This window comes from Massilia sp. Root351 (genome assembly GCF_001425045.1).
In the GTDB taxonomy this organism is placed as follows: Bacteria; Pseudomonadota; Gammaproteobacteria; order Burkholderiales; family Burkholderiaceae_D; genus Rugamonas.
Genome location: NZ_LMDJ01000036.1, coordinates 42,591 through 67,748 on the forward strand (window position 1 = coordinate 42,591; position 25,158 = coordinate 67,748).

Here is a 25,158-nt window from a genome sequence, read left to right on the forward strand (position 1 = left end):
CAAGCCGGACGAAAAAAAACCCGCCACGGAGGCGGGTTCGGGTCTTATTCCACTTCGACGGTTTCCGGCGGCGGGCTTGGCGCGGCGTCCGATTCCGGGAACTCCAGCTTGACCTGGTCTTTCTCGTCCAGGTCCACCGTGACGCGGCCACCGGACACCAGGCGGCCGAACAGCAGCTCGTCGGCCAGCGCCTTGCGGATCATGTCCTGGATCAGGCGCGACATCGGGCGCGCGCCCATCAGCGGATCGAAGCCTTTCTTGCCCAGGAACTTGCGCAGCGCCTCGGTGAATACGGCTTCCACCTTCTTCTCGTGCAGCTGCTCTTCCAGCTGCATCAGGAACTTGTCCACCACGCGCAGGATGATTTCCTCGTCCAGCGCACGGAAGCTGATGGTGGCGTCGATGCGGTTGCGGAACTCCGGCGTGAACATGCGCTTGATGTCGGCCATCTCGTCGCCCGCCTGCTTGGTGGTGGTGAAGCCGATCGACGTCTTCTGCAAGCTCTCGGCGCCCGCATTCGTGGTCATGATGATGATCACGTTGCGGAAGTCGGCCTTGCGTCCGTTGTTGTCGGTCAGCGTGCCATGGTCCATCACCTGCAGCAGGATGTTGAAGATGTCCGGATGCGCCTTCTCGATCTCGTCCAGCAGCAGCACGGCGTGCGGCTTCTTGGTGATCGCCTCGGTCAGCAGGCCGCCCTGGTCGAAACCGACATAGCCCGGCGGCGCGCCGATCAGGCGCGACACGGCGTGGCGCTCCATGTACTCGGACATGTCGAAGCGGATCAGCTCGATGCCCAGGATGAAGGCCAGCTGCTTGGCCACCTCGGTCTTGCCGACGCCGGTCGGACCGGAGAACAGGAAGGAGCCGATCGGCTTGTCGGTCTTGCCCAGGCCGGCGCGCGCCATCTTGATGGCGGACGACAGCGCGTCGATGGCAGGGTCCTGGCCGAACACCACGTTGCGCAGGTCGCGGTCGATGGTCTGCAGCTTGCTGCGGTCGTCCTGGTTGACGGTTTGCGGCGGGATGCGCGCGATCTTGGAAATGATTTCCTCGATCTCGGCCTTGCCGATGGTCTTCTTCTGCTTGGACTTCGGCAGGATGCGCTGCGCGGCGCCGGCCTCGTCGATCACGTCGATGGCCTTGTCCGGCAGGTGGCGGTCATTGATGAAGCGGGCCGCCAGTTCGGCTGCGGTCGACAAGGCGGACGCGGAGTACTTCACGCCGTGGTGTTCCTCGAAGCGCGACTTCAGGCCGCGCAGGATCTGCACGGTCTGCTCGACGGTAGGCTCGTTGACGTCCACTTTCTGGAAGCGGCGGCTCAGCGCGTGGTCCTTCTCGAATACGCCACGGAACTCGGTGTAGGTGGTGGCGCCGACGCATTTCAGCTGGCCGTTGGCCAGGGCCGGCTTGAGCAGGTTGGACGCGTCCAGCGTGCCGCCCGACGCCGAACCGGCGCCGATGATGGTGTGGATCTCGTCGATGAACAGGATGCCGTTCGGGTTGTCCTTGAGCTGCTTGAGCACGGCCTTCAGGCGCTGCTCGAAGTCGCCGCGGTACTTGGTGCCGGCCAGCAGCGCGCCCATGTCCAGCGAGTAGACCACGGCGTTCTGCAGGATTTCCGGCACGTCGCTTTGCGTGATGCGGTAGGCCAGGCCTTCGGCGATGGCGGTCTTGCCCACGCCGGCTTCGCCCACCAGCAGCGGATTGTTCTTGCGGCGGCGGCACAGGATCTGGATCACGCGGTCCACTTCCTCTTCGCGGCCGATCAGCGGATCGATCTTGCCGTCGGCGGCGGCCTTATTCAGGTTCTGCGTGAACTGGTCGAGCGGGCTTTCCTTCTGCTGGCCCTCGGCGCCGGGGGCGCCCTCTTCCACGCCTTCCGAAGCCTTGGCGGCGTCGCTCTGCTGGTCCTTGCGCACGCCGTGCGAAATGAAGTTGACCACGTCCAGGCGGGTCACGCCCTGCTGGTGCAGGTAGTAGACCGCGTGCGAATCCTTCTCGCCGAAGATGGCCACCAGCACGTTTGCGCCGGTGACTTCCTTCTTGCCGTTGGAAGCGGACTGCACGTGCATGATGGCGCGCTGGATCACCCTCTGGAAGCCCAGCGTCGGCTGGGTATCCACCTCGCCCGTGCCCGGCACGGTCGGCGTGTTATCGCCGATGAAGTTGGTCAGGGTTTTCCGCAGGTCCTCGATGTTGACCGCGCACGCACGCAACACTTCGGCTGCCGACGGATTGTCCAGCAACGCCAGCAGCAGATGCTCTACCGTGATGAATTCATGCCGTGCCTGCCGTGCTTCGACAAACGCCATGTGCAAACTTACTTCCAGTTCCTGCGCAATCATACTTCCTCCATCACACACTGCAGGGGATGGCCTGCCTTGCGTGCATGCGTTAATACAAACTCCACTTTGGTACTCGCGATATCCTTCGAGAAGACGCCGCACACGCCCTTGCCGTAGCGGTGCACGCTCAGCATGATTTGGGTGGCCGTCTCACGGTCCTTGTTGAAGTACTCCTGAATGATGGCCACCACGAACTCCATCGGGGTGTAGTCGTCATTCAGCAACGCCACCTGATACAGGGGAGGCGGTTTTAGCGTCTGCCGTTCCAGCAGCTGTTCGGTATCATGCTTGGTTGCCATACGCTTATATTCTAATGCTTTCGGTGTTGTTGCAACGTGCTTTATGGATGTAAATCCATTTGTATTCCATCTTACGCGTTTTCCCGACTTGGCGCAGATGGCGACCGTCGCGGCAAAATCAAGAGTGGCTTTTTAGACGGGCTGTGCGGCTGTTGCAAGAAAAATACTAATAGCCCCTCGAAAGCGCTTGACATTAAAAATTGTTCCGCCAACAATGCGATATCGACTTGTGCAGAAATGTACATGTTGATAAGAAGTGAGGCGTCGAGGAGGGGGCAGGAAGCTTCTTGCTTTTATGGCTCGTGTGATTCGTTTTTATTGAAAGTTTTTTTTATGGCAACTGGTACCGTTAAGTGGTTCAATGACTCCAAAGGCTTTGGCTTCATCACTCCTGATGATGGCGGCGAGGATTTGTTCGCACACTTCTCCGCGATCAACATGAATGGCTTCAAGACCCTGAAAGAAGGTCAAAAAGTTCAGTTCGAAGTCACCCAAGGCCCTAAAGGCAAGCAAGCTTCCAACATCCAGTCGATGTAAGCAATAGCTTTTTTGGAAGTAAGAAACCCCGCAATCGTGGGGTTTTTTTTTGCCGTTGCGGGCCCGCTACGCCGCCGCGTTCCTCGCGTTCACGGCCTTGTTGAACGCCAGCATGGCATCGCCGATGCGCTTGCTTTCCCTGTCGGTGAATACGCACTCGCCGCAGGCGCCGCAGAAGTCGCCCGTCACATTGGGGATGACGGTCGATTCGCCGTCGTAGGTGTACGGCATGTCCCTGGTCTGGTGCACCAGCGAGCCTTCGCCGCAAAATGGACACTGCATGAATCGCTCCTGTATTCTGTTGTTCTGTAGCATCAGCATACACCAATGAAAAAGGCCCCGCACTCGCTGGGAGTGCGGGGCCCTGCCAACTGCACGGTTGGCGTTACATGTTTTCGATCATCACGTCGCCGAAGCCGGAGCACGACACCTGGGTCGCACCTTCCATCAGGCGCGCGAAGTCGTACGTGACTTTCTTCGAGGCGATGGCTTTCTCGGTGGAAGAAATGATCAGGTCGGCCGCCTCGGTCCAGCCCATGTGGCGCAGCATCATTTCAGCGGACAGGATCAGCGAACCCGGGTTCACGTAATCCTTGCCGGCGTATTTCGGCGCGGTGCCGTGGGTGGCTTCGAACATGGCCACCGAATCGGACAGGTTGGCGCCCGGCGCAATGCCGATGCCGCCCACTTGCGCGGCCAGCGCGTCCGAGATGTAGTCGCCGTTCAGGTTCAGGGTGGCGATCACGCTGTACTCGGCCGGGCGCAGCAGGATCTGCTGCAGGAAGGCGTCGGCGATCGAGTCCTTGACGATGATGTCGCGGCCGGTCTTCGGATTCTTGAACTTGCACCATGGACCGCCGTCGATCAGCTGGGCGCCGAACTCCTTCTGCGCCAGCGCGTAGGCCCAGTCGCGGAAGCCGCCTTCGGTGTACTTCATGATATTGCCCTTGTGGACAATGGTCACCGATGGCTTGTCGTTGTCGATCGCGTACTGGATGGCCTTGCGCACCAGGCGCTCGGTGCCTTCGCGCGACACCGGCTTGATGCCGATGCCCGAGGTGTCCGGGAAGCGGATCTTCTTGACGCCCATTTCCTTGACCAGGAAGTCGATCAGCTTTTTCACGCCTTCGCTGCCCTCCTGGTATTCGATGCCGGCATAAATGTCTTCCGAGTTTTCGCGGAAGATCACCATGTCGGTCTTCTCCGGCTCGCGCACCGGCGACGGCACGCCCTTGAAGTAGCGCACCGGGCGCAGGCAGACGTACAGGTCCAGCTCCTGGCGCAGCGCCACGTTGAGCGAACGGATGCCGCCGCCGACCGGCGTGGTCAGCGGGCCCTTGATCGAAACCACGTAGTCCTTCAGCACTTGCAGCGTCTCTTCCGGCAGCCACACGTCCGGACCGTACACGCTGGTCGACTTCTCGCCGGCGTAGATTTCCATCCAGCTGATCTTGCGCTTGCCGCCGTAGGCCTTGGCCACCGCCGCGTCCACCACCTTGATCATGACTGGGCTGATGTCCACGCCGGTGCCGTCGCCTTCGATGTAGGGGATGATGGGATTGTCGGGTACGGTCAGGGAAAAATCGGCGTTGACGGTGATTTTCTGGCCGTCAGCAGGAACTTTGATATGTTGAAACATCGTGATCTCCGAAATAGTGGGCAAGTCCAGGTAAGCAGGTCTTCTATAAGACATAAGACGTGTGTTTCACATTATGCACCAGTATTTCGCCGGGCGCACGGTACAATTCGTCTATGCCGCTAATCTTATTCAACAAACCATTCCAGGTATTGTGCCAGTTTTCCCCGCAGCCGGAGCGTGAAACGCTGGCGGACTACGTCAAGGTGCCCAATGTGTACCCGGCCGGCCGGCTGGACGCCGACAGCGAAGGCCTGCTGCTGCTCACCGACGACGGCAAGCTGCAGCACGAGATCGCCCACCCGGAGCGCAAGGAGGCCAAGGTCTACCTGGTGCAGGTGGAAGGCGTGCCGGACGCGGCCGCCTTGGCGCGCCTGCAGGCGCCGCTCGACCTGGGCGATTTCACCACCAAGCCGTGCCAGGCGGTGCGCATTGCCGAACCGGGCTGGCTATGGCCGCGCCATCCGCCCATCCGCAGCCGGGCCGACGCGCCGACGGCGTGGCTGGCGATTACACTGCAGGAAGGCAAGAACCGCCAGGTGCGGCGCATGACCGCGGCCATCGGCCACCCTACCCTGCGGCTGGTGCGCAGCGCCATAGGCGGCATTTCGCTGGCCAGCCACCCCTTGATGCCGGGCGAGTGGATGGAAGTGGCGCCGCGCGATTTGAAGCCACGCTGAGCGGCGGCATGCAGACCATCTTGCGATGCGCCGCCCTGCTGGCGGCAGCGGCCCCCGCGCCGGCATCCAGCCAGCAACCGGTCCAGCCGCCCGGCAGCGTCCAGCTGAGCGCGGGCGGGCACCGCATCAGCGCGGAACTGGCCGCCACCGAGGAACAGCGCCGGCAAGGCTTGATGCACCGCGACGCCATGCCGGCCAACAGCGGCATGCTGCTGGTGTTCGACCGGGCTGGCGCGCACTGCCTGTGGATGAAAAATACGCCGCTGCCGCTGTCGGTGGCGTTTATCGGCGCCGACGGGCGCATCGTCAATATCGAAAACATGCGCGCCAACACGCTGGACAGCCACTGCTCCGCGAGCGGCCAGCCGGTGCGCTATGCGCTGCAGATGAATGTGGGCTGGTTCCGCCAGCGCCACATCACGCCCGGCATGAAGGTGGAGCAGTTGCCGGCGCCGCGCTAAGGCGCGCACAAAACACAAAAACCCGCGATGGCTTGCGCCATGCGGGTTTCCTGCCTCATCCTGCCTGGTGCACAGCGGCGCGAACGCCGCCGGCGCAATTAGGCTGCCAGTGCCTTCAGAGCAGCGGCCAGACGGCTCTTGTGGCGAGCTGCCTTGTTTTTGTGGATGATTTTCTTGTCGGCGATGCTGTCGATGGTCGACACGGATGCCTGGAAGATTGCGGTAGCAGCAGCTTTGTCGCCGCCCTGGATCGCTTTACGCACTGCCTTGATTGCGGTGCGCAGGGTCGAACGCTGAGCCGAGTTGTGAGCGTTTTGCTTGACTGCTTGACGAGCGCGTTTGCGCGCTTGTGCGGTATTTGCCATGGTGGTTCCTAATCGTTGTCAAAGTTCGTTTGCAAACAATAGCGTTTGCCAAACAGGTGTTTGTTCAGTCTGTCTGCCTAACCATGTAAGCCAAGGGACGCTGGCAAAACATTAGTGTCTGCGATACTGAAATCTGTACAGCCTTAAATTATAGCGGGCTTTTGGCGGCAGGGCAATTCCCAAAATGGCAAATTGCTCTTTTTGCAGCAGTTTCACGGGGCCTTAAGCCTGCGCGGCGGACGCGCCCGCTATAATCGCCGCCCATGAACCTGCTCAAAACCCTCGCTGCCATCTCCAGCATGACCATGCTGTCCCGCGTCACCGGCCTGCTGCGCGAAAGCCTGTTCGCGCGCGCTTTCGGCGCCGGCGCCTACACGGACGCCTTCATCGTCGCCTTCCGCATTCCCAACCTGCTGCGCCGGCTGTTCGCCGAGGGCGCGTTCTCGCAGGCCTTCGTGCCCATCCTGGCCGAATACAAGAACCAGCACGGGCAGCAGGCCAGCAAGGACCTGGCCGACCATGTGGCCACCACGCTGGTGTGGGCCACGGTGCTGGTGAGCGCGCTCGGTATCATAGGCGCCCCGCTGTTCGTCTACCTGATTGCCACCGGCCTGCGCAGCACGCCGGACGCCTTCGACGCCTCGGTCTGGATGACGCGGCTGATGTTCCCCTATATTGCCTTCATGTCCTTCGTGGCGCTGTCCGGCGGCATATTGAACACCTGGCGCCAGTTCAAGATCCCCGCGTTCACGCCGGTACTGCTGAACCTGAGCTTCATCGCCGCCTCGCTGTTCCTGGCGCAGCACCTGGCGCAGCCGATCTACGCCATGGCCATCGCGGTGTTCGTCGGCGGCATCCTGCAGGTGGCCATCCAGGTACCGGCGCTGATCCGCATCGGCATGCTGCCGCGCCTCTATCTGAATCCCATGGTCGGCTTGCGCGACGGCGGCGTGCGGCGCGTGCTGAAAAAGATGGGGCCGGCCGTGTTCGCCGTGTCGGCGGCCCAGATCAGCCTGATGATCAACACCAGCATTGCTTCGCGCCTGGCCGAGGGCAGCATCTCCTGGCTGTCCTACGCGGACCGGCTGATGGAATTCCCCACCGCCATGCTGGGGGTGGCGCTGGGCACCATCTTGCTGCCAAGCCTGGCAAAGGCCAATGCCGACGCCGACCACGAGGAATACTCGGACTTGCTGGACTGGGGCCTGCGCCTGACCTTCCTGCTGGCCCTGCCGGCCGCGGTCGGCATGGCGACCCTGGCGGTGCCGCTGATCAGCACGCTATTCCACTACGGCAAATTCACCGCCGAGGCAGCCATCATGTCGGCCCAGCCCCTGATGGCCTACAGCGCCGGCCTGATCGGCATTATCCTGGTGAAGACACTGGCGCCGGCGTTTTACGCCAAGCAGGACATCCGCACGCCGGTGAAGATCGCCGTGGGCGTGCTGATTGCCACGCAGCTCATGAATCTGTTGTTTGTACCCTACATCGCCGTCTCCGGACTCGCGCTTTCCATCGGTTTGGGGGCCTGCATCAACGCCGCCTTCCTGTACCGGGGCTTGCGCCGGCGCGGCGTGTACCAGCCCAAAGCTGGCTGGGGGAAATTTTATTTGAAACTATTGGTTGCAGTCGGTTTCATGGGTGCCGCCGCATGGTTCGCTGCAGCAAAATTTGACTGGCTTGCAATGAGCCACCAACCTTTCCTGCGTGCAGGTATATTATTTCTTTTAATAACTATCTGTGCGGTAATTTATTTCCTGGTATTATTTATTATGGGCTTCCGTTTCCGCGACTTTAAAAGGCGCGCCAAGTAGCGCAGCCATCGCGCCAGTGCCCCGGATACAAAAAAACCCGCTTGCGCGGGTTTTTTTAAGCTTGATCCCGCCTCATGCGTCAGTATCTTTTTTGCGGCGAGCCAGGAAAGCCAGGATGCCCAGGCCACCCAACAGCATGCCGTAGGTAGCTGGTTCCGGAACTGCCGTTACGCTCACTTCGCCGCTGTACTTGGCGCCCACGCCGCCTACGCCGAACAGGTTCAGCACGAATGGCGCAGCGCCGCTGTGCTCAACGCCGAAGAAGCGCAGTTTGCCGTCGTTGAAGACGCTGCCGGTGGTGCCGTTCAGGTTCGACAGAGTGCCGTCGAAGGTCAGGTTCTGGCCGCTGATCGTCACAACGATCTCGTACAGGCCTGGTGCCAGGCCGCCAAAAGTGATCACGTCGGAGCCGCCCGACAGCACATCATCGACCGGGGATTTGACGGATTGGAAGAAGTTGTTCGCCAGCGGGTTGTCATCCAGAATGACCAGCTGATCAGCCGCCGAGGCGCCGAAGGATGCTGCGGCCAACAGGCTCGCAACAATAAGTTTCAATTTCATAGGTTATCCTTAAAAAGTTGATGTTATTGGTTGATGAGCCAACCAACGTTTAATCGGGACTGCGAAGGCAGCATAGCATAAATACATTAAAAGTCTTGTTCTTTTGATTATATTTAATTTCCGATAATAAAGTAATTTATGCAAGTAATTTAATTATGTTGCACAGCAATATTTGGATCAGTAAAAAGCCCGGCATGCGAGGGCATCCGGGCTTGTTGGATCACTTTTGCGGCTCAGGCGGCGGGTCGGGATCGGGCTTGGTCTCGTCCGCCTTGGCCTCCTCGGCCGGCGGCTCGGGCCGGGTGGCGGGCTCGGGCGGGGCCGGCGGTTCGGCCGGCTCGGCCGGCTCGGCGGGCGCGTCGGCCGGCGGCGCTCCGGCGCCAGCGACGGCGCCGGATGGCGGCTGGCCAGGCAGCGGCGGCTGGCCGGGACGGGGCTGGCTGGTGGGCGGCTGCCCCGGCAAAGGCTGGGCGTCGCCGGCGCTGACAAATTTCCAGTCCGCGATACGCTGCTTGCCTTCGAAACCCTGGAAGCGCGCCGGGAAGTTGCCGATCTTGACAGGCTTGGCGTCGGACAGGCTGTACACCGCTACCACGCCGGTGGTGCCGGCCGCGTAGCTGATGCCCCACTCGGCCTTGCCGGTCATGGGATCGACAAAAATCTTGCGCAAGTGGCGCCGCACGGCGGGAAAGCGCGGGTCCAGCAGCAGTTCCTTGAGCGAAGGCGGCTGGGTCGGCTGGCCGGGCGGCGTGGCCTTGGCATAGCTTTGCAGCGCGTCGCTGAACTGGGCGCCGATGTTGAGCAATTCACGCTCGGCGGCACTGCGCTGCATCACCGCGCCCAGCTTGACGGCGGTCGCGCCCACCAGGCCGATGATGGCCACCAGGATGATCAGGCTGATGTAGGTGAAACCGGCGCGGCGGCGCCCGGCCGGCCTACCAGTCCGCGTAGGGCTTGCCATGGCGGTCATTGCCGGGCGCTCCGCTCTTCAGGTCCGCCACGCCGCCCTTGCTGCCGTCTTCCGGCGGCACCAGCACCCAGGTGGTGCTGCTCTCGGTGATGGGATCGATGGGCGCGGCGCGCAGGTATTTTTTCTCCACCAGCTGTTCCAGCGTGTCGGGGTAGCGGCCGGTGTCGCCGTAGTACTGGTCGATGGTGGCGCGGGTGCTGCGCAGGTTGTCGGCCAGGATGGTTTCCCTGGCGCTGTCGACGCTGGGGAAATAGCGCGGCACGGCCAGCGTCAGCAGCAGCGCGATGATGCCCAGCACCACCAGCAGCTCGATCAGCGTGAATCCTCGTTGGGCTTTGTTCATCGTTACCATTTTTTATAGGGCACGCCGTTCAGGCCGGTCTTCTCGGACAGGGAAAAGACATCGTACACGTCCTCCCCTTCGCGCGGCTGGTCGGCGTCGCTGGCATAGCTGCGCAGCCCCCAGGTTTGCGCGTCGGAGGCGTCCGGCTCGGAACTGAAGGGGTCGCGCGGAATGCGGCGCAGGAAGTAGATCTTGCTGCGCTTGGGGTTTTTCTGGTCCTGCACGCCTTCCACCAGCAGCTCCAGGTTCTTCGGGTAGCCGGTGCTGAGGGTGCTCTTGGCCACGCGGCCGTCGTCGTAGGCTTGCTTGTAGGCGTCGATGGCCTGGCGGATCTCGTGCAGCGAGCGGCGCAGCTCCTGCTCGTTGCGGCGCTGTATGGTCACCTGGGCCACCGGCACCACGAGCGTGCCCAGCAGGCCCAGGATGGCCAGCGTCACCAGCAGTTCGATCAGCGTGAAGCCACGGCGCCGCGGGTTCATTTTGCGGGCGGCTGCGGCGGGGCCGGTATCGGCGCCGCAGGTTCGGGCTGGGCCACGCTGGTGGCGGGGCCGGGTTGCGAGGTGGACAGCGGCACGCCGGCCGGCGCACTGGCCGGCAGCGCGGGCGCCGTGCCGGAAGCATCGGCGCCGGAGACGGCCGGCGTGGCCGGCAGCGGCTGGCCGGGCGCCGGCACCGGCAGCGGCTGGGCGCCCTGGCCTTGCTGGCCCGGCGGCGGCAGCTGCGGCGCGCCGGGACGCACCGGGGCTGCCGGCGCGCTGGGCGCGCCCAGCGGCAGCGTCACGGTGGTGCGCACGGCGGGATCGGGACGGCGGCGGAAATTGCCCTCGGTGCCAGCCGAGAATTCGGCGGCCGCCGCTTCGGGACGCTGCACGTTGCGGATCAGGTGCGGCGTAATCGACAGCACGATTTCCGTTTTTTGCTTGTCGTCCGTGGTGCTGCCGAACAGGCGGCCGAGGATGGGCACGTCGCCGAACAGCGGCACCTTGCTGCCGTTACTGCGGTCTTCATTGTTGATCAGGCCGGCCAGCACCTGGTTCTCGCCGTCCTTCAGCTGCAGCATGGTGGTGGCCTGGCGGGTGCCGATCTGGTAAGCCTTGGTGCCGGACTTGGTCTCCACCTGGCTGACCAGGTTGCTGACCTCGAGCGCCACGCGGATCGCCACTTCGTTGTTCAGGTAGATGGTGGGCTCGGCGTTCAGCGTCAGGCCCACGTCCACGTAGCTGACCGACTCGCTGGCGAAGCCGCCGGTGCCGGGCGAGATGGTGGTGGTAATCACCGGCACCTTGTCGCCGATCAGGATCTTGGCCTTTTCCTTGTTGCGCACGCGGATGCGCGGATTGGCCAGCAGCTTGCTGTCGCCGTCGGTCTTGTTGGCGTTGGCGGTCAGGTTGACGGCCGACACGCCGATGCTGCGCTGGTTCAGGTGGTTCAGGTCGTTAATCGTCAGCACCGTGCCGCCGGAGGAGATCAGCGGACCGAAGGTGACGCTGGAGGGCCAGGCCACGCCCAGCTCCATCAGGCGCGTGCGCTTCACCTCCAAAATCTCCACTTCCAGCATCACTTCCGGCTCGGCCACATCCTGCAGCGCCACCAGGCGCTCGGCCAGGCGGATCGCCTCGGCATTGTCGCGCACGATCAGCAGATTCAGTTTTTCGTCCACCACCACGTCGCGCGACTTGAGGATGGTCTTCAGCGTGTTGGCCACCGACTTGGCCTCGGCGTTGGCCAGGAAGAAGGTCTTGACCACCATCTCCTGGTATTCCTTCAGCTTGGCCGCCACGTTGGGGTAGATCAGGATGGTGTTGCCGTCCAGGACCTGCTGCTCGAGCTGGTTGGTCATCAGCAGATAGTAGACCGCTGCTTCCACGGTGCTGTTCTTCAGGAAGATGGACGCTTTCTGGTCGGTCTTGACGTCCTTGTCGAACACGAAATTGAGGCCGGAGCGGCGCGCGATAATCTCGAACACCTGCTTTAGCGGCGCGTCGCGGAACTCGATGCTGATGGGCTGCCTGAAGGCCTTCGACAGGCCCGCCTCCGCAGTCGGCTGGGCGCCCTTCTCGTTTACGTCGCGCAGCATCAGGCGCGCCTGCTCGTAGGACGGTTTTTCGGCCAGCACGGCATTGAGCTTTTGCCGGGCGCCGTCGTAGTCCTTCCTGGCGGCCAGCTCGCCGGCCGAGGCCACCATTTTTTCCAGCCGCTCGGACGCTTCCACCGCGCGCAGGCCGGCGCGGGCGCGCTCGTTCATCGGGTCCAGCGCCAGCACGCGCTGGTAGCCCTGCTGGGCCGGGGCGCGGCGGCCATCGGCCAGTTCGCGGTCGGCCTGCTCCAGGTACTGCACGGCGGCGCGGTCGCGCGTCAGCAAGTAGGCGGAGCGGAACTGCGCGTTCTGCGGGTCCTTGGAAATGGCTTCCTGGAACTTGGCCAGGCCCGCTTCCGGATTGTTCTGCTCGACCAGGGCGCGGCCCTCGCGGAACGCCATCTCGCCGGCGCAGCCGGCCAAGGCCAGCGCCACCAGCGCGGCCATGGCCGTGGTTTTGAACATGCGGTGTGGGATGCGGGCCATTAGTCGGGAACTCCAATATTGAGCTGCTGGGATTGATTCAGCGGCAGATAGGTAAGCTTCAGCATGGGCGGCGCGATGGCGTCGACGCGGTAGACGCCGTCGATCACCGTTTGCGCGCGCACCACGTAGGTCTTGTCGGCGCGGGCCAGGAAGACTTCCCAGGCGCCGTCGCTGGCCGCCTTGCCGATGTAGGTGAACGGCAGCGGCGGCGCCTGGGGCGGCGGCGGCGGCGGCGGCGCCGGCGCAGGTGGCGGTGGCGGCGGCGCCCAGTTCTGGCTGCCGAACACGCCCCCCGCCCCGCCGAAGCTGCCTTCGCCGGACTCGCCTATCAGTTCGGCGCGCGGCAGCAGGCGCAGGATCTGCACCTCCGCCGGTGCGCCCTTGGCGGCAACCGGCGCAGTTACGGGGGGCGCGGCGGCCGGCGCACCGGCGGGCGCGCGGCGATCCACCGCTTCGGCGACCTCGCCGTCCGCAGGCGACTTGTCACCGAAGATCACCAGGCCGGCGGCGCCGGCCAGCGCGGCGGCCATCAGCATGTGGCGCGGCGTCATGGCTGCCCCGGCACGGCGCCGTCCTTCAAGTCCTTCAGGTACAGCGTGAAGCGCATGCGCGCCTCCACCTGCGTGTCGCCGATGTTCTCGCGGCGGAAGCCGATGTCGTCCAGCGCAGCGAACGGCAGTTCGCGCAAAGCTGTCAGCGCGAACTGCCAGATGGCCTGGTAGCTGCCTTTGACCGGCAGTGTGATCTGGTAGCTGGCGACGCGGCTGGCCTTGTCGTAGCCCAACTTGTACTCGCCCTGGTTCAGGCTCAGGCCCGCCTTCGTGGCCAGCCCGAACAGGACCTTCACGTGCTGCTCGGCGTAGCGCTTTTCACCCAGTGTTTCCTGGAACAGGGCCAGGTTTTCATTGGCCGACGGCGGCGGCGCGGCCACCACCAGCGCGCCCGGCGCCGGCAGCGGACGGGCCAGCGCCACGCGCTGCTCTGCGCGCTGCGGAATCAGCCAGGCCCACGCCGCGGCGCCCGCCACGCACAGTAAAGCCGCCACGCAGCCAGCGGCGCCGGCGCGCACAGCGGCCAGGCGCGCGCGCAGCAGCACGGCCGGCACGGACAGCTGCGCCGAGGCCGCCGGCTGCTTGCGCTGCTTGGTGCCTTGCGCCGTCATCGCGCCCCCCACTGCGCTTCGACCTGGAAGCGGATCGGCCGGTTTGGATCGGTGTCGTTGATTTCATGCCGCGACAAGGCCGCGCCAACGAAAAATTCCTGCTGCTTGAGCTGTTCGATGTAGGCGATCATGTCATCCGCGTTCCTGGCTTCGGCGCTGATCTTCAGCATCTGCTTGTTGGGGTCCGGCTCCAGCGCCAGCAAGGCCACGCTGGCCGGCGTGGCCGCGCCCACCGCTTCCTGCATGTCGCGCCACGGCAGGTTCAGCTGCAGCACGGCGGCGTTGATGGCTTTCGCCTGCGCGTCCGGTATCCGCACCTTGGCTGCCTGCACGGCGGCCGCGCCCTGTGCGCCCTGCCGCTGCTGCACCAGTTGCTGCTGTTGCTCCTGCAAGGCGCGCTGCTGCCGGCGCTCCAGCTCGCGCACCTGGGCCGCGCGGACGCGCTGCTGCTGCACCATCTGGTAGCCGTACAGGGCGGCGCCGGCGCACAGCGCCAGGCCCAGCACGCAGCCTGCCAGCGCAGCAGGATGTTCCCGGCCCAGCCGGTACAGCGCGCGGCGCCAGCCCGGCGCGGCGAAATCGATGCGCATTTTCCTCATGCGGCCAGCCCTCCGCACGCCAGCACGCTCGCCAGCGACCAGCTGTCCTCGCCCGGCGCGGCGGCGCCCAGCGTGCTGCAGGAAATCTGCCCGGCGTTGGCGGCGGGCTTGGCCAGCAGCGGCGGCACCTGGCCGCACAGCTGCAGCAGCTGCGGCGCGTCCACGCCGGCCAGCAGCGCTTCGCGTTGCAGCGTTTGCGCCAGCCAGTACTGGTCGGCGCCGCGCGGCACAGGCATTGCGCGGATCGCGTGCAGGCGCCGGCTGGCGATGATGGCCAGCGTCAGCAGATGGTCGTGCACCTGGCCGAACCACGCGCCGTCCTTGAGCGCGCCCTGCCAGCGGTTCCACGCGGTCACGAAATGCGGCAGCACTTCCACCACCGCCATGCCGTGATCGGCGGCGGCCTGCTCCAGCGTCGCCAGCAAGGGCTGCGGCATGGCTGCGGCAAAGAACGGCTGCCCGGTGTCCCAGTCGGCGACGATTTTCCAGCCGCCGGCCGGTTCGCCGTACAGGCTGTGAAAGCGCAGCGCGGCTGCCGCTTCCAGGTCGGCCAGGCGCGCAGCCTGGGCCGGCGGCGTGACGGACCACATGCGGGCCAGGTCGTCGGCCAGCACGAAGCCGGCCGGCCAGCCCTGCACGTCCTGTCCCGCCAGCAGCTCGCGCAGCGCCAGGCCAATGGCATGATGGGCGTGCAGCGCGCCGACGCCTTCCGGCGAAAACGGCTGCTCGGCCAGCAGCTCGGCGCGGGGGCCGAACCAGCGGCTGACCTTCAGCAGGCTCACGGCGAAACCCGACACGCCGATGCGCAGCGACTGCCCCGGCAGTCTGTTGAGCAGTCTAGGCATGCAGCGTCACCCGCTTGATTTCCGACAGCGTGGTGCCGCCGCGCTTGACCAGCTCGAGCGCGGCCAGGCGCAGGCTGCGGGTGCCGTTCTTGTAGGCGGCGGCCTTGATCTGGCGGATCGGTTTTTTGTCCACGATCAGTTCCCGTATTTCGTCGTTCAGCGTGAGTATCTCGGCAATCGAGCGGCGCCCCTTGTAGCCGGTGCCGCGGCAGTCGCCGCAGCCCTTGCCTTCCATGAAGCGGTAGTCGAAGGCGTCGGCGCGGGTCAGGTTGACGCTGGCCAGTTCCTGGTCCGAGGGCGTGTATTCGGCCGCGCAGTGCGGGCAATTGATGCGCACCAGGCGCTGCGCCCAGATGCCGTTCAGCGCCGACACGAAGGCGTATGGATCGATGCCCATGTGGGTGAAGCGGCCGAACACGTCGAACACATTGTTGGCGTGCACCGTGGTGAGCACCAGGTGGCCGGTGAGCGCGGACTGCACGGCGATTTCGGCGGTCTCGCGGTCGCGGATCTCGCCCACCATGATCTTGTCCGGGTCGTGGCGCAAAATCGAGCGCAGGCCCTTGGCAAAGGTCAGGCCCTTCTTCTCGTTGACCGGGATCTGCAGGATGCCGGGCAGCTGGTATTCCACCGGGTCTTCAATGGTGATGATCTTTTCACGGCCGTTGTGGATCTCGGTGAGCGCGGCGTACAAGGTGGTGGTCTTGCCCGAGCCGGTGGGGCCGGTCACCAGCAGCATGCCGTAGGCTTCCTGCGCCAGCACGCGCAACGTGGCCAGCGAGGGCGCGTCGAAGCCCAGCGCCTCCAGTGTAAGCGAGCCGTAGGCCTCGATCATGGCACGCTTGTCCAGAATACGGATTACCGCGTCTTCGCCGTGGATGCTGGGCATGATGGACACGCGCAGGTCGATCTCCCGCCCGCCCGCCTCGACACGGAAGCTGCCGTCCTGCGGAATGCGCCGTTCGGAAATGTCCAGTTCCGCCAGCACCTTCAGGCGCGAGATGATCTGCTCGGCCACTTCGATGCCGTTGACGGCGGTGGCGTGATCGAGCACGCCGTCCACCCTGTACTTGACGGCCAGCCCGCCGGCGGTGCTTTCCAGGTGGATGTCGGAGGCGCCGGCCTTGAGCGCGTCGTACAAGGTGGAATTCACCAGCCGCACGGCGGGGCTGGCAGCCTCGGACACGGAGGCGAAGGACAGCACGGCGGCAGTCTTGCCGTCGCGCCGGCCCTCGCTGGCGCCGGGCAGCAGGCTGTCCACCGCGCGCGCCGATTCCTCCTGCTTGGACAGGTAGGCCTGGATGTCGGCCTGCAGCGCCAGCCGCGTTTGCAGCGGCGTATGCGGTGTGGCGCGCGCCTGGGCGCCCAGCCAGGTCTGCAGGTCGAGGTCGAAGGGGTCGGCGATCACGCCCACCAGCAGGCCGTCGTGCGCGCGCAGCAGCACGCAGCGGCGCGCCATGGCCTGCGACAGCGGCAGCAGGTCGAAGGCCGGCGTAAAGCTGAGCATGTCCACCGTTTCCAGCACGGCCAGGCCGAAGGGCTGGGCCAGCGCGTGCACCGCCAGGCGCGGCTCGATGCCGGTCAGCGCTTCCAGCTCTTCCACCAGGCTGCGCTTGCTCTGTTGGGCGCGCGCGCGGGCGCGGATCAGCATGGCATGCTCGATTGCCGGGACCGCCGGGCTGGCCGCATCCCTGGCCGGGGTTGGCATCATGACATGTCTCCAGCGAGATCGAAAATTGGCATGTAGAGTAACACCACGATGGCGCCCACCACCAGGCCGATGCAGGCCATCAGCAGCGGCTCGAACGTGCGCGTGAAACGGTCGATCCAGCGGCTGATTTCGCCGTCGTAGAAAGCAGCCGACTGGGTCAGCATGGGGCCCATGTCGCCGGTGCGCTCGCCCACCCGCAGCATGCGCAGCGAGATCGGCGTGGTCAGGCCGTTCGCCTCGAAGGCGGACGACAGCGGCAAGCCCGATTCGACGTGCGCGCGCGCGGCCTGCAAGCCTTGCCGCACCGACGGCGAGACCATGCCTTGCACCGTGTCGATGGCGTGCAGGATGGTGATGCCGCCTTCGCTGAGCATGCCCAGCGTAAGGTACAGGCGCGACAACTCGTAGATGCGCACGCGCTCGCCGATGCCCGGCAGGCGCGACATGAGCCGCAGCAGGCCGCCGTTGGCCATCAGGCGGCGCAGGCCGAACACCAGGCTGCCCAGCAGCAGCGCCAGGCCGGCCAGCAAGGCGGTGGTGTGGGCGGCGGCGAACTGGCCCCAGCCGAGCATGAGCTGCGACATCCACGGCAGGTTGCGCCCGGCGCCCTGGTAGACCTCGGCGAAGCGCGGCACCACGTAGGTAATCAGGAACAGGCTGACGCCGCCGCCCACCAGCAGCAGGATGGAAGGATAGATGGCGGCGCTGACAATCTTGGCGCGCACCGTGTCGATGCGCTGCTGGTAATCGATAAAGCGCGACAGGGCGCGCGGCAAATCGCTGGTGCCTTCGGCGGCCTTGACGATGCCGACGTACAGCGGCGGGAACAATGCAGGCTGCTCGGCCAGCACGGCCGAGAAGCGCTGGCCTTCGCGCAGGCCGCCCAGCAGGCGTTCCAGCACGCCGCGCGTGGCGGGGCTGGCTTCCTTTTCCAGCAGCGCTTCCAGCGCCTCGACCACGCCCAGGCCGGCGGTGAGCAGCGCCAGCAATTCCTGGCTGAACAGCACCAGCGACAGCGACTTGCCCTGGCCCCTGCCTAGGGGCAGGCCGAGGCCGCCGCGCACCGGCGCGATGGCGCTGACGAACAGGCCGCGCGCCTCCACCTGGCGGCGCGCGTCCGCTTCGTCGCGGCCGTCGACCACCTGGCGGCCGATCACCATCTCCGGCGACAAGGTACGTACTTCGAACTGCATGGGGAGCCGGTTTGCTGAGGTTGCTGTGGTTGCTGTCGCTAAGCCGCGGAAGGTTATTGGGACGTGATGTCGGCGTCTTCGCCGGTGCCGCCGGGCTGGCCATCTTTGCCCAGGGACAAAATCTCATATTCGCCCTTGGTGCCGGGCGCGCGGTACTGGTAAGGCTTGCCCCACGGATCGGGCGGCACGCCTTTTTTCAGGTAGGGACCGTTCCATTTGGCGCCGGCCGATGCGGGCGCAGCCAGCAGCGCGCCCAGGCCTTCCTCGGCGCTGGGATAACGGCCCACGTCCAGGCGGTAGGTGTCGAGCGATTTTTCGAATGCTTCGATTTGCGCCTTGGCGATCGTCACTTCCGATTTGCCCAGCTGCGAGAAGTACTTGGGACCGACGTAGGCGGCCAGCAGGCCGATAATGACGATCACCACCAGCAGTTCCAGCAAGGTGAAACCGCGGGCGCGGCGTGGCGCTTTATTGCCTTGTAGCAGTGCTGCGTGCATCCGAACGACTCCTTTTTACGGCGGAAGGCTGAAACCGCCTAGCCTAACACGCTGTTTAAGCTTTCGACAACGTTTTCCGCAATAAAAACAGCCGCACAGGCCAAGCCTGTGCGGCTGCGGATACGGCCTTGCTAAACGACAATTAGTCGATCAGCTTGGCGCGGGTGCGATCCGATTCCGCCACCGGGATGGTGGCGCTGCCGGTGTTGACGTTGATGACGGTGGTGGTCTGCACGTTGCCGCTCAGGTCCTGGAACTGGAAACCGCCCAGATAGGAGGTATCGTTGGCCAGGCCGGACCAGGTGGCAGCCACACTGGCGGCCACGTTGGCCACCACCTTGCCGGGCAGCGCCACGGTGAGCTTGCCGCCCACGTCGGCGGTGGTCACCACGGTCGAGAGCAGTTTGTGCGACATGGTCTCGCCGCCGCCGTAGGCCAGCACGCAGACCTTGTAGTTGCCAGCGTCCGGCGCGGCAATCTGCACCGCCTCGTTGCTGGTGGCATTGCCCGAGTAGCCCCAGGCGCCGGACGGGGTCAGCACGCCCAGGTCGTTGTCGTCGCCCTCGCTGCTGGTGTCGAGGTCGCGCAGCGCGAAGCGGGCCGCCACGCTGCCGGCTGGAATGGCCACGTTGTACACCTTCACGTTCGGCAGGTCGGTGCCGGCGGCGCAAGCCAGTTTCAGGTTGGCCGAGCTCAGGCCACCCGGCGTCAGCGTCACCTGCTCACCCAGGGTCGGCGCCTTCAGGCCGCCCTTGATGGCCGTCATGCGGCCGTTGAAGGTGGCTTTCACCGGGAAGATGCGGGTGCCCGATGGCTTGTCGCCGGTCAGCAGCGCAGGCGAGGCGATCGACTTGCCGGTGCGGGCCTGGATCGGGCTGCGCACCACGTGGCTGCCGTCGGTCCAGCTCAGGCTGCCGAAGTTCCACACGCCGTTGGCCGCGCCAGCGGTGGTCAGCTTGACGGTGAAGGCGGCGGTTTCGCCCGGCGCCAGCGTCAGGCTGGACGGGGTGACCACGGTGGTGAAGCCCGGCACCGAGGCGGTGGCGCTGTAGGTGGCGCTGGCGCCGCCCACGTTGGTCACCGAGCGGCGCACCGTCACGCTGTTCTGCACGCCGCCGACGGTGATCGACGGCAGGTTCAGGTTGTAGGACTCGTCCAGCGTGCCATACACGGTGCAATCGCTTTGCGGCTGCACGGCGGCCTTGTTCACCTTGCACTGGTAGGCCACGTAGTCAGCCTTTTTCGCGTCGTACACCAGGCCCGGATCGGCGGCCTTGTTCGGGTCGACGTGACCGGCGCCCTGCGCCCACGGCAGCAGGCCGTTCTGCGCGCCTGCCAGGTTGTCGTTCAGCGTGGTGAAGGCGGTGGTCATCAGCGCCGACTTGATGGCCGCAGGCGACCAGTCAGGATGCAGCTGGCGCAGCAGCAGGCCGAGCCCGGCCACGTGCGGACTGGACATCGAGGTGCCCTGGTAGGACGCATAGGCGGGCGGCGGCACCAGGGTGCCGGCGGCAACCAGCGCGTGCTCGGCCGGGGTCAGCGCTGCGGTGACGCTGGCGATGACGTCCACGCCGGGCGCGGTCAGGTCGGGCTTCAGCATATTGCTGTCGCCGGCATTCGGGCCGCGCGACGAGAAGCCGGCCATGATGGGGGCCGGCACCGACTTGATGGCGAAGGCGCCGATGGCAGCGCTGGCGTTGCCCGCCTGCGCGTAGGCCTTGATGGCGGCGCCATCGGCAGCCGACACGTGCACCGACGGCACCGAATGCGCTTCCGATACCAGGCCGCCGCCGTTGTCGGACAGGACCATGCCGGCGCCGCCGGCCTGCAGCACGGCCAGGCTCTTGTCGACGCGTGCATTGTCGCCGCGGGTGCAGATGACCACTTTGCCGGCCACCTTGGCCGGGTCCAGCTTGACCTGGCCCAGCTGGGCGGCAGCGCCGGCGTCGCTGACGCACAGGCTGGCGGTGCCGCCGCCCAGGCCGGCGTCTTCCGCGCGGATCAGCGGCGCCGCCGACAGCGGATTGACGTTCAGCGAGGCGCCGCTGTACTTGGCGCCGTTGCCCAGGCTAACGTCCGCTTGCGTGCTGCGGTCGTGGGTGGACGCTGCCACCGTGGTCAGCCATGGGCTGACGTGGGCCACCGCTTGCGCAGGGCCGCTGTTGCCCGCCGACGCGGCGACGAACACGCCGGCCAGCGAGGCGCGGTAGAAGGCTTGCTCGACCGGGTCGTTGACCGAGGTCTGCGAACCGCTGATCGAGTAGTTGATGACGTTGACGCCATCCTTGACGGCGTCGTCGATTGCCAGCACCGAGTCGGAGTTGTAGCAGGTGTTGCTGGCGTTGGTGCCGTCTTCGGCGGTCGGATCGTCGAAGGTCCAGCACACCTTGTAGGCGGCGATGCGGGCGCGCGGCGCCATGCCGGTGCTGGCGCCCATCGGCACGCCGTTCACGGTGGCAAAGGCGCCGGAGTTGCCGGCGGCGGTGGAAGCGGTGTGGCTGCCGTGGCCGCCATGGCCGGTGGACACGCCGTTGCTGCCGATGTTGGAATCGCGCGGCGAGTAGAACTCGCTCCAGTTTTTCTTGGCGCCGTTCGGGGACGCGATGAAGCCGGCGTTGTAGTACTTGGCGCCGATCAGTTTGTTGTTGCAATGCAGCGCGGCGTCGAAGCCCTCGCCGCTCTGGCAGCCGCCCTTGAAGGTGGCCGGCGCGCTGGTGTAGGCCAGGGTGCCGGAGCCGTCGAAGGTCGGGTTGCCGTCGGCATCGACGCGGTCGGCGAAGGCTGGATTTTCAGGCCAGACACCGCTGTCGACCACGCCGATCACCATGTTCTCGCCCTTCACCAGCTGGCCGCCGGTGAATTTCGACCACAGCCCGCCGGCCGTGCTCAGGCCCAGGAAGCGCGCGCTGGAAATGGTATCGAGACGGCGCGCGGTATCGGCTTGCACGTCGGCCACGGCGGGATTGCTTTTCAGCGTCAGCACTTCGGCATCGGTCAGCTGCACGGCGAAGCCGTTCAGCACCACGTCGTAGTTGGCCACCACGGTCGGATTGCCGACGCTGGCCAGCACTTCGGTCTTGCGCTCGCCCAGGTAGCGGATGTATTCCTGCACGCTGGGCGCGCGGAAGTCGAATACCTGGCCGGGGGCTGGCTGGGTGGCAGCCAGGCCGCTGACGCCGCCGTTGTAGGTGGCGGCCGGTTGGTCTTGCAGCTGCACGATGTAGGTGCGGCGCTGTTCTTGCGCGGTGGCGGTGATCGCCAGGCTGGACATCAGTGCCAGCACGGCCAGCGAAATAGGACGCAGATTCAGGTTCATGATTTTTCCCGGAATAAATTAGAAAGAAACAGCAGGCAGACTCAAGCCGAACGGCGGCGGCGCGACAGCGCGCCCAAGCCGATCAGGCCCAGGCCGAACAGCGCCATGCTGGTGGGTTCCGGGATTGTGGTGATGTTATCGAGCGCGATATTGCCGATGCCACTGGTGCGGCTGCAATTGCCCGAGAAGTCGCAACCGTAGCCGTAGATGCGCACGAAATTGAACTCGTAGCCCGACAGCGGCGACAGGTCGTAGTTGGCGAAATTGAAGGCGCCGCCGGTTGGGCCTGGCAGGAAGATGGTCTGGGAGACGCCCACCGCCTGGCCGGCCGCATTGAAGCCCTGGATCAGCAGCGCGCCTGCGGTGCTGGGGAAGGTGGTGCCATCGGCGCCGATGTAGCTCGCTTGCAGCGAGCCCAGGCGGAAGTTATTGCCGTTGTTCAGGCCGAAGTACAGATAGCCGTCGTTCAGGCCGGCGTAGTAGTTGGTCGGGTTGTTGACCGGGCAGCCGCCCGAAATGCACAGGCCGTTGTCGGAGCCGTCGACGATGACGCCGACCAGATCGTCGGTCTGCGTATTGCCATAGGCGTAGGTCTCGATCCAGAAATCGCCGGTTTCCACGATGCCGCCCGCAGTCAGGATGGGGCTGGTAAAACCAGTTTCAAAATCAATCACACCCGCTTGCGCCACGCTGCTGGCCGCCAGCACTGCGGCACCAGCCGCCTTTTTGAACAGATTGCTCATACCGCTTTTTTTTGTCGAAATATTAGCCACGGAATCCCCTGGATTTAGATGGTCTTAATTTTTAGAAAGCTATCTTGTCTTGTGGATAGATCGCTTGCCCGCCTCAACCACTCCCCTAGTTGAGTCCGCTCTAATAAGCATTAAACGTGCCTATGAAAGATTTTCAAAAGAATCATGATGTTGCCCCTACATCATGATTGCAAGGAAGTTAAAGTGTAAAATTTTTCGACAGAAAAAGTTTCCTACGTGAAGCAACTTCACGCGGGCGGTACAGCAGCAATTAGTCAGCGCGGCCGGACGGCGCGTTAGATAGGGTGCGGCAAACACCACCGGTGCAGCCAACGGCCGGCTCCGGAATAACCTGGCAGGTGGAGACCCTGCCCTCTTGCGCGGCTGCTTCGTTGGCCGTCTTGCGCAGCGCGGTGTAGCGCTCGGCCAGCGGCGCTGCTGCGGCCATATGCGCGGCCGACATGGCCAGCCACGCCGACGGACCGCCGCACAGGCGGGCGCCCACCGGCACGGCGCGGCAATCGGCCGCCACGCTGCAAGTGGAGGCGCTTTCCAGCGCGCGCAGGCGCTGCAGCAGTTCCGGCGCACCTTGGCCGTCTGGGCTGCCCGCGCCGGCATTGGCGCCTTGCCCACAGGCGAGCGCGCTGCAGCCCAGCGCGGCGCTGGCGGCGGCAATGGCAAGTAGCAGAGTCAGTCGCATGGATGCAGGAGGCGGGTGCCGGGACAGTGAAAAAAGGAACAACAATGCGCCATCATGGGCTTGCGCAGCGGCCGAGTCAAGCGCGCGCTGCGCCGCCGTCCAGCAGCCGCAAGGCCATGCCGCGCGCTACCGCCTGGGTGCGGTTGCTGACCCCTAAGGTCTTGTAGATGCGCTGCAAATGGTTCTTCACCGTGAGGCCGCTGATGCCGAGGATCTGGCCGACTTCGACATTGCTCTTGCCTTCCTTAACCCAGTGCAGGATTTCCATTTCGCGCCGGCTGACCGGGCGCTCGGCCCAGGCGGCGGCCGAAGCCGCCGGCCAGGCAGCACCGGGCATGCGCTCCAGCCGCTGCAACGCAAAGTGCAAGTGCGGTAGCAGCAGTTCGATGAAGTAGGCCTGGCGCGGACCTGGCCGCTGCGGCATGCCGAACAGGGCAAAGCACGTGCCCCCGCCCGTTAGCGGGCCGGCGCCGTGCAGCAGCACATTGTCCAACCCCAGCCGCAGCAGTTCGGGCGCGAAGGCGGGCCAGGCGCCGGGCCCTGCGGCCGGCTGCGCGGCGGCCTCCAGCGCCAGCGGCGGCGCCTGCCAGCCGCCGGTTCCGGCACGCGCCTGGGCGTGCCGCGCCAGCCGGGGCGCCAGCCCGTGGACGGGATCGGACACTTGCTCCAGCACGGCGCTGTCGATCACTGTTCCGTGCAAGCAATCAATGTGCGCGAGGACGGAACCGCCCGGGCAGGCCGGACCGAACTGCATGCACACCATCAGCCGGTGCGGCAGCAGCGCCTGCAGCTGGCCCTGGGTCCACAAAAAATAGCTGCGCAGCTCGCGCACCGAGAGCGATGCCTCGATGGCGCCCAGCAGGTATTCCTGCTCCCGCTTGCTCAGGATGACGGCTTGCTCCATGGCCGAGTCCCGGGTCTCAGGCGACCGCAGCCGCAGCATATTGCAGTTTGGGCTGCGCTTGCGCGCTTGCGCGGCCGGCCTGATGTGCGCCGGCGTCAAGCGTGAAGCGGTAGCCGCTGCCGCGCACGGTTTCAATATGGTCCTGATGGCCGCTCGGCTGCAGCGCATTGCGCAAGCGGCCGACATGCGCGTCCACGGTGCGTTCATCGACGCAGGCGTCGGCGCCCCACACCAGGTCAAGCAACTGGCTGCGGCTGAAGACCCGCTCGGGGTGCCGCATCAGGAAATGCAGCAGGCGGAAATCGACCCGTCCCAAACTGAGCTGCCGCCCGCCCGCCAGCACGCGCTGGGAGGACGCGTCGAGCCGCAGCGCGGCCAGCTGTATCACGCCGCCCGCCCCCGTCATGGCAGGCGCCGGGGACAGCATGGCCGCGTGCGCAGCGGCGTGCGCCTGGCGGCGCAGCACTGCGTGCATGCGGGCCAGCGTTTCGCGCGGACTGAAAGGCTTGGTGATGTAGTCGTCGGCGCCGCTTTCCAGCGCCAGGATCTTGTCGGCCTCGGCGCCGCGCGCGGTGAGCATGATGATGGGCAGGCCGGCAGTGCGCGGCAGGGCGCGCAGGCGGCGCAGCAGCGCCAGCCCGGACTGGCCGGGCAAGTCCCATTCAAGCAGCAGCAGTTCCGGCGCCGCCGACTCCAGCATCAGCAGCGCGCTCTCGGCGTCCAGCGCGCACAGCGGCTGATGGCCGGCCTGGCGCAGGTTCAGCGCCAGCAGCTGCTGCACCTGCGGGTCGCAGTCGATGATGAGGATAGGGGGCGGCATAAACTTCACTATGCATCAGCCCGGATAGTGCACACTAATACAATTTAATTGCGCGATTGATAGTTTTTCCGACTAAATTCCG

26 protein-coding genes are annotated in these 25,158 nt (G+C 65.3%); 4 read left to right on the forward strand and 22 right to left on the reverse strand.

All coding sequences use genetic code 11. From position 1 onward, the window contains the following. Positions 1-44: 44 nt before the first annotated feature. Positions 45-2,348: an ATP-dependent Clp protease ATP-binding subunit ClpA gene (gene clpA / locus ASD15_RS30130; protein WP_057158768.1), complete on the reverse strand. Its 2,304-nt coding sequence runs from the start codon at positions 2,346-2,348 to the stop codon at positions 45-47. Further along, the gene (clpS, locus tag ASD15_RS30135; RefSeq protein ID WP_056402670.1) at positions 2,345-2,647 is read right to left on the reverse strand and encodes an ATP-dependent Clp protease adapter ClpS; all 303 of its coding nucleotides are present in this window, start codon (positions 2,645-2,647) and stop codon (positions 2,345-2,347) included. Before clpS ends, clpA begins: the two co-directional genes overlap by 4 nt. A gap of 333 nt (positions 2,648-2,980) precedes the next feature. On the opposite strand from clpS, the gene ASD15_RS30140 reads away from it, so the two are divergent. Further along, the gene (locus tag ASD15_RS30140) at positions 2,981-3,184 is read left to right on the forward strand and encodes a cold-shock protein (protein WP_056403455.1); all 204 of its coding nucleotides are present in this window, start codon (positions 2,981-2,983) and stop codon (positions 3,182-3,184) included. Between the two features lie 66 nt (positions 3,185-3,250). On the opposite strand, the gene ASD15_RS30145 is transcribed toward ASD15_RS30140, so the two are convergent. Together ASD15_RS30145 and icd are read right to left on the reverse strand one after the other, a co-directional pair. Then, positions 3,251-3,466 carry a type II toxin-antitoxin system MqsA family antitoxin gene (locus ASD15_RS30145; RefSeq protein ID WP_057158769.1) on the reverse strand — a complete coding sequence of 72 codons (216 nt, stop codon included), beginning with the start codon at positions 3,464-3,466 and terminating at the stop codon, positions 3,251-3,253. 103 nt (positions 3,467-3,569) lie between these two features. After that, positions 3,570-4,823, reverse strand: coding sequence for an NADP-dependent isocitrate dehydrogenase (gene icd, locus ASD15_RS30150; RefSeq protein ID WP_057158770.1), 1,254 nt, complete (start codon positions 4,821-4,823; stop codon positions 3,570-3,572). Between the two features lie 113 nt (positions 4,824-4,936). Between icd and ASD15_RS30155 the strand changes: the two genes are divergently transcribed. Continuing rightward, positions 4,937-5,500 (forward strand): pseudouridine synthase, encoded by a 564-nt coding sequence (locus tag ASD15_RS30155; RefSeq protein WP_057158771.1) that lies wholly within the window; start codon positions 4,937-4,939, stop codon positions 5,498-5,500. 8 nt (positions 5,501-5,508) lie between these two features. After that, on the forward strand, positions 5,509-5,961 hold the full coding sequence (locus ASD15_RS30160) for a DUF192 domain-containing protein (RefSeq protein ID WP_057158772.1): 453 nt from the start codon (positions 5,509-5,511) through the stop codon (positions 5,959-5,961). A 98-nt stretch (positions 5,962-6,059) separates the two neighbouring features. Here ASD15_RS30160 and rpsT read toward each other — a convergent pair whose 3' ends face one another. Then, positions 6,060-6,326, reverse strand: coding sequence for a 30S ribosomal protein S20 (rpsT, locus tag ASD15_RS30165; RefSeq protein WP_056402684.1), 267 nt, complete (start codon positions 6,324-6,326; stop codon positions 6,060-6,062). 263 nt (positions 6,327-6,589) lie between these two features. Here rpsT and murJ point away from each other — a divergent pair, with 263 nt between their 5' ends. Then, a complete protein-coding gene (gene murJ / locus ASD15_RS30170; RefSeq protein ID WP_057158773.1) occupies positions 6,590-8,140 on the forward strand; it encodes a murein biosynthesis integral membrane protein MurJ in 1,551 nt (516 codons plus the stop codon). Positions 8,141-8,212: 72 nt separating this feature from the next. On the opposite strand, the gene ASD15_RS30175 is transcribed toward murJ, so the two are convergent. From ASD15_RS30175 to ASD15_RS30255, 17 genes are all read right to left on the reverse strand, one after another. Then, a complete protein-coding gene (locus ASD15_RS30175; RefSeq protein ID WP_057158774.1) occupies positions 8,213-8,701 on the reverse strand; it encodes an FxDxF family PEP-CTERM protein in 489 nt (162 codons plus the stop codon). 220 nt (positions 8,702-8,921) lie between these two features. Next, positions 8,922-9,671, reverse strand: coding sequence for a type II secretion system protein (locus ASD15_RS30180; protein ID WP_229418394.1), 750 nt, complete (start codon positions 9,669-9,671; stop codon positions 8,922-8,924). Then, the gene (locus tag ASD15_RS30185; RefSeq protein WP_057158775.1) at positions 9,637-10,023 is read right to left on the reverse strand and encodes a type II secretion system protein; all 387 of its coding nucleotides are present in this window, start codon (positions 10,021-10,023) and stop codon (positions 9,637-9,639) included. Before ASD15_RS30185 ends, ASD15_RS30180 begins: the two co-directional genes overlap by 35 nt. Further along, entirely contained in the window at positions 10,017-10,493 is a 477-nt protein-coding gene (locus ASD15_RS30190; protein ID WP_057158776.1) for a type II secretion system protein, read from the reverse strand. The genes ASD15_RS30185 and ASD15_RS30190 overlap by 7 nt, the downstream gene beginning before the upstream one ends. Then, positions 10,490-12,577 carry a secretin N-terminal domain-containing protein gene (locus tag ASD15_RS30195; protein WP_057158777.1) on the reverse strand — a complete coding sequence of 696 codons (2,088 nt, stop codon included), beginning with the start codon at positions 12,575-12,577 and terminating at the stop codon, positions 10,490-10,492. Before ASD15_RS30195 ends, ASD15_RS30190 begins: the two co-directional genes overlap by 4 nt. Beyond that, positions 12,577-13,128: a hypothetical protein gene (locus ASD15_RS32825; RefSeq protein ID WP_057158778.1), complete on the reverse strand. Its 552-nt coding sequence runs from the start codon at positions 13,126-13,128 to the stop codon at positions 12,577-12,579. The genes ASD15_RS30195 and ASD15_RS32825 overlap by 1 nt, the downstream gene beginning before the upstream one ends. Then, positions 13,125-13,739: a hypothetical protein gene (locus ASD15_RS30205; protein WP_057158779.1), complete on the reverse strand. Its 615-nt coding sequence runs from the start codon at positions 13,737-13,739 to the stop codon at positions 13,125-13,127. The genes ASD15_RS32825 and ASD15_RS30205 overlap by 4 nt, the downstream gene beginning before the upstream one ends. Further along, positions 13,736-14,338 carry a PilN domain-containing protein gene (locus ASD15_RS30210; RefSeq protein ID WP_057158780.1) on the reverse strand — a complete coding sequence of 201 codons (603 nt, stop codon included), beginning with the start codon at positions 14,336-14,338 and terminating at the stop codon, positions 13,736-13,738. The genes ASD15_RS30205 and ASD15_RS30210 overlap by 4 nt, the downstream gene beginning before the upstream one ends. Next, positions 14,335-15,183 carry a hypothetical protein gene (locus ASD15_RS30215; RefSeq protein ID WP_057158781.1) on the reverse strand — a complete coding sequence of 283 codons (849 nt, stop codon included), beginning with the start codon at positions 15,181-15,183 and terminating at the stop codon, positions 14,335-14,337. Before ASD15_RS30215 ends, ASD15_RS30210 begins: the two co-directional genes overlap by 4 nt. Continuing rightward, positions 15,176-16,891: a GspE/PulE family protein gene (locus tag ASD15_RS30220; RefSeq protein WP_057158999.1), complete on the reverse strand. Its 1,716-nt coding sequence runs from the start codon at positions 16,889-16,891 to the stop codon at positions 15,176-15,178. Before ASD15_RS30220 ends, ASD15_RS30215 begins: the two co-directional genes overlap by 8 nt. Continuing rightward, complete coding sequence (locus ASD15_RS30225) at positions 16,891-18,087, reverse strand: type II secretion system F family protein (RefSeq protein ID WP_057158782.1); 1,197 nt, start codon at positions 18,085-18,087, stop codon at positions 16,891-16,893. The genes ASD15_RS30220 and ASD15_RS30225 overlap by 1 nt, the downstream gene beginning before the upstream one ends. Before the next feature lie 53 nt (positions 18,088-18,140). Further along, complete coding sequence (gspG, locus tag ASD15_RS30230; RefSeq protein WP_057158783.1) at positions 18,141-18,584, reverse strand: type II secretion system major pseudopilin GspG; 444 nt, start codon at positions 18,582-18,584, stop codon at positions 18,141-18,143. A 142-nt stretch (positions 18,585-18,726) separates the two neighbouring features. Continuing rightward, positions 18,727-21,900, reverse strand: a complete 3,174-nt coding sequence (locus ASD15_RS30235; protein ID WP_057158784.1) for a S8 family serine peptidase — start codon at positions 21,898-21,900, stop codon at positions 18,727-18,729. 41 nt (positions 21,901-21,941) lie between these two features. Continuing rightward, entirely contained in the window at positions 21,942-22,643 is a 702-nt protein-coding gene (locus ASD15_RS30240) for an NF038120 family PEP-CTERM protein (protein WP_057158785.1), read from the reverse strand. A gap of 280 nt (positions 22,644-22,923) precedes the next feature. Further along, a complete protein-coding gene (locus ASD15_RS30245) occupies positions 22,924-23,352 on the reverse strand; it encodes a hypothetical protein (RefSeq protein WP_057158786.1) in 429 nt (142 codons plus the stop codon). Between the two features lie 76 nt (positions 23,353-23,428). Next, the gene (locus ASD15_RS30250; RefSeq protein ID WP_057159000.1) at positions 23,429-24,256 is read right to left on the reverse strand and encodes a LuxR C-terminal-related transcriptional regulator; all 828 of its coding nucleotides are present in this window, start codon (positions 24,254-24,256) and stop codon (positions 23,429-23,431) included. A gap of 16 nt (positions 24,257-24,272) precedes the next feature. Then, positions 24,273-25,076 (reverse strand): winged helix-turn-helix domain-containing protein, encoded by an 804-nt coding sequence (locus tag ASD15_RS30255; RefSeq protein ID WP_057158787.1) that lies wholly within the window; start codon positions 25,074-25,076, stop codon positions 24,273-24,275. Positions 25,077-25,158: the final 82 nt, after the last annotated feature.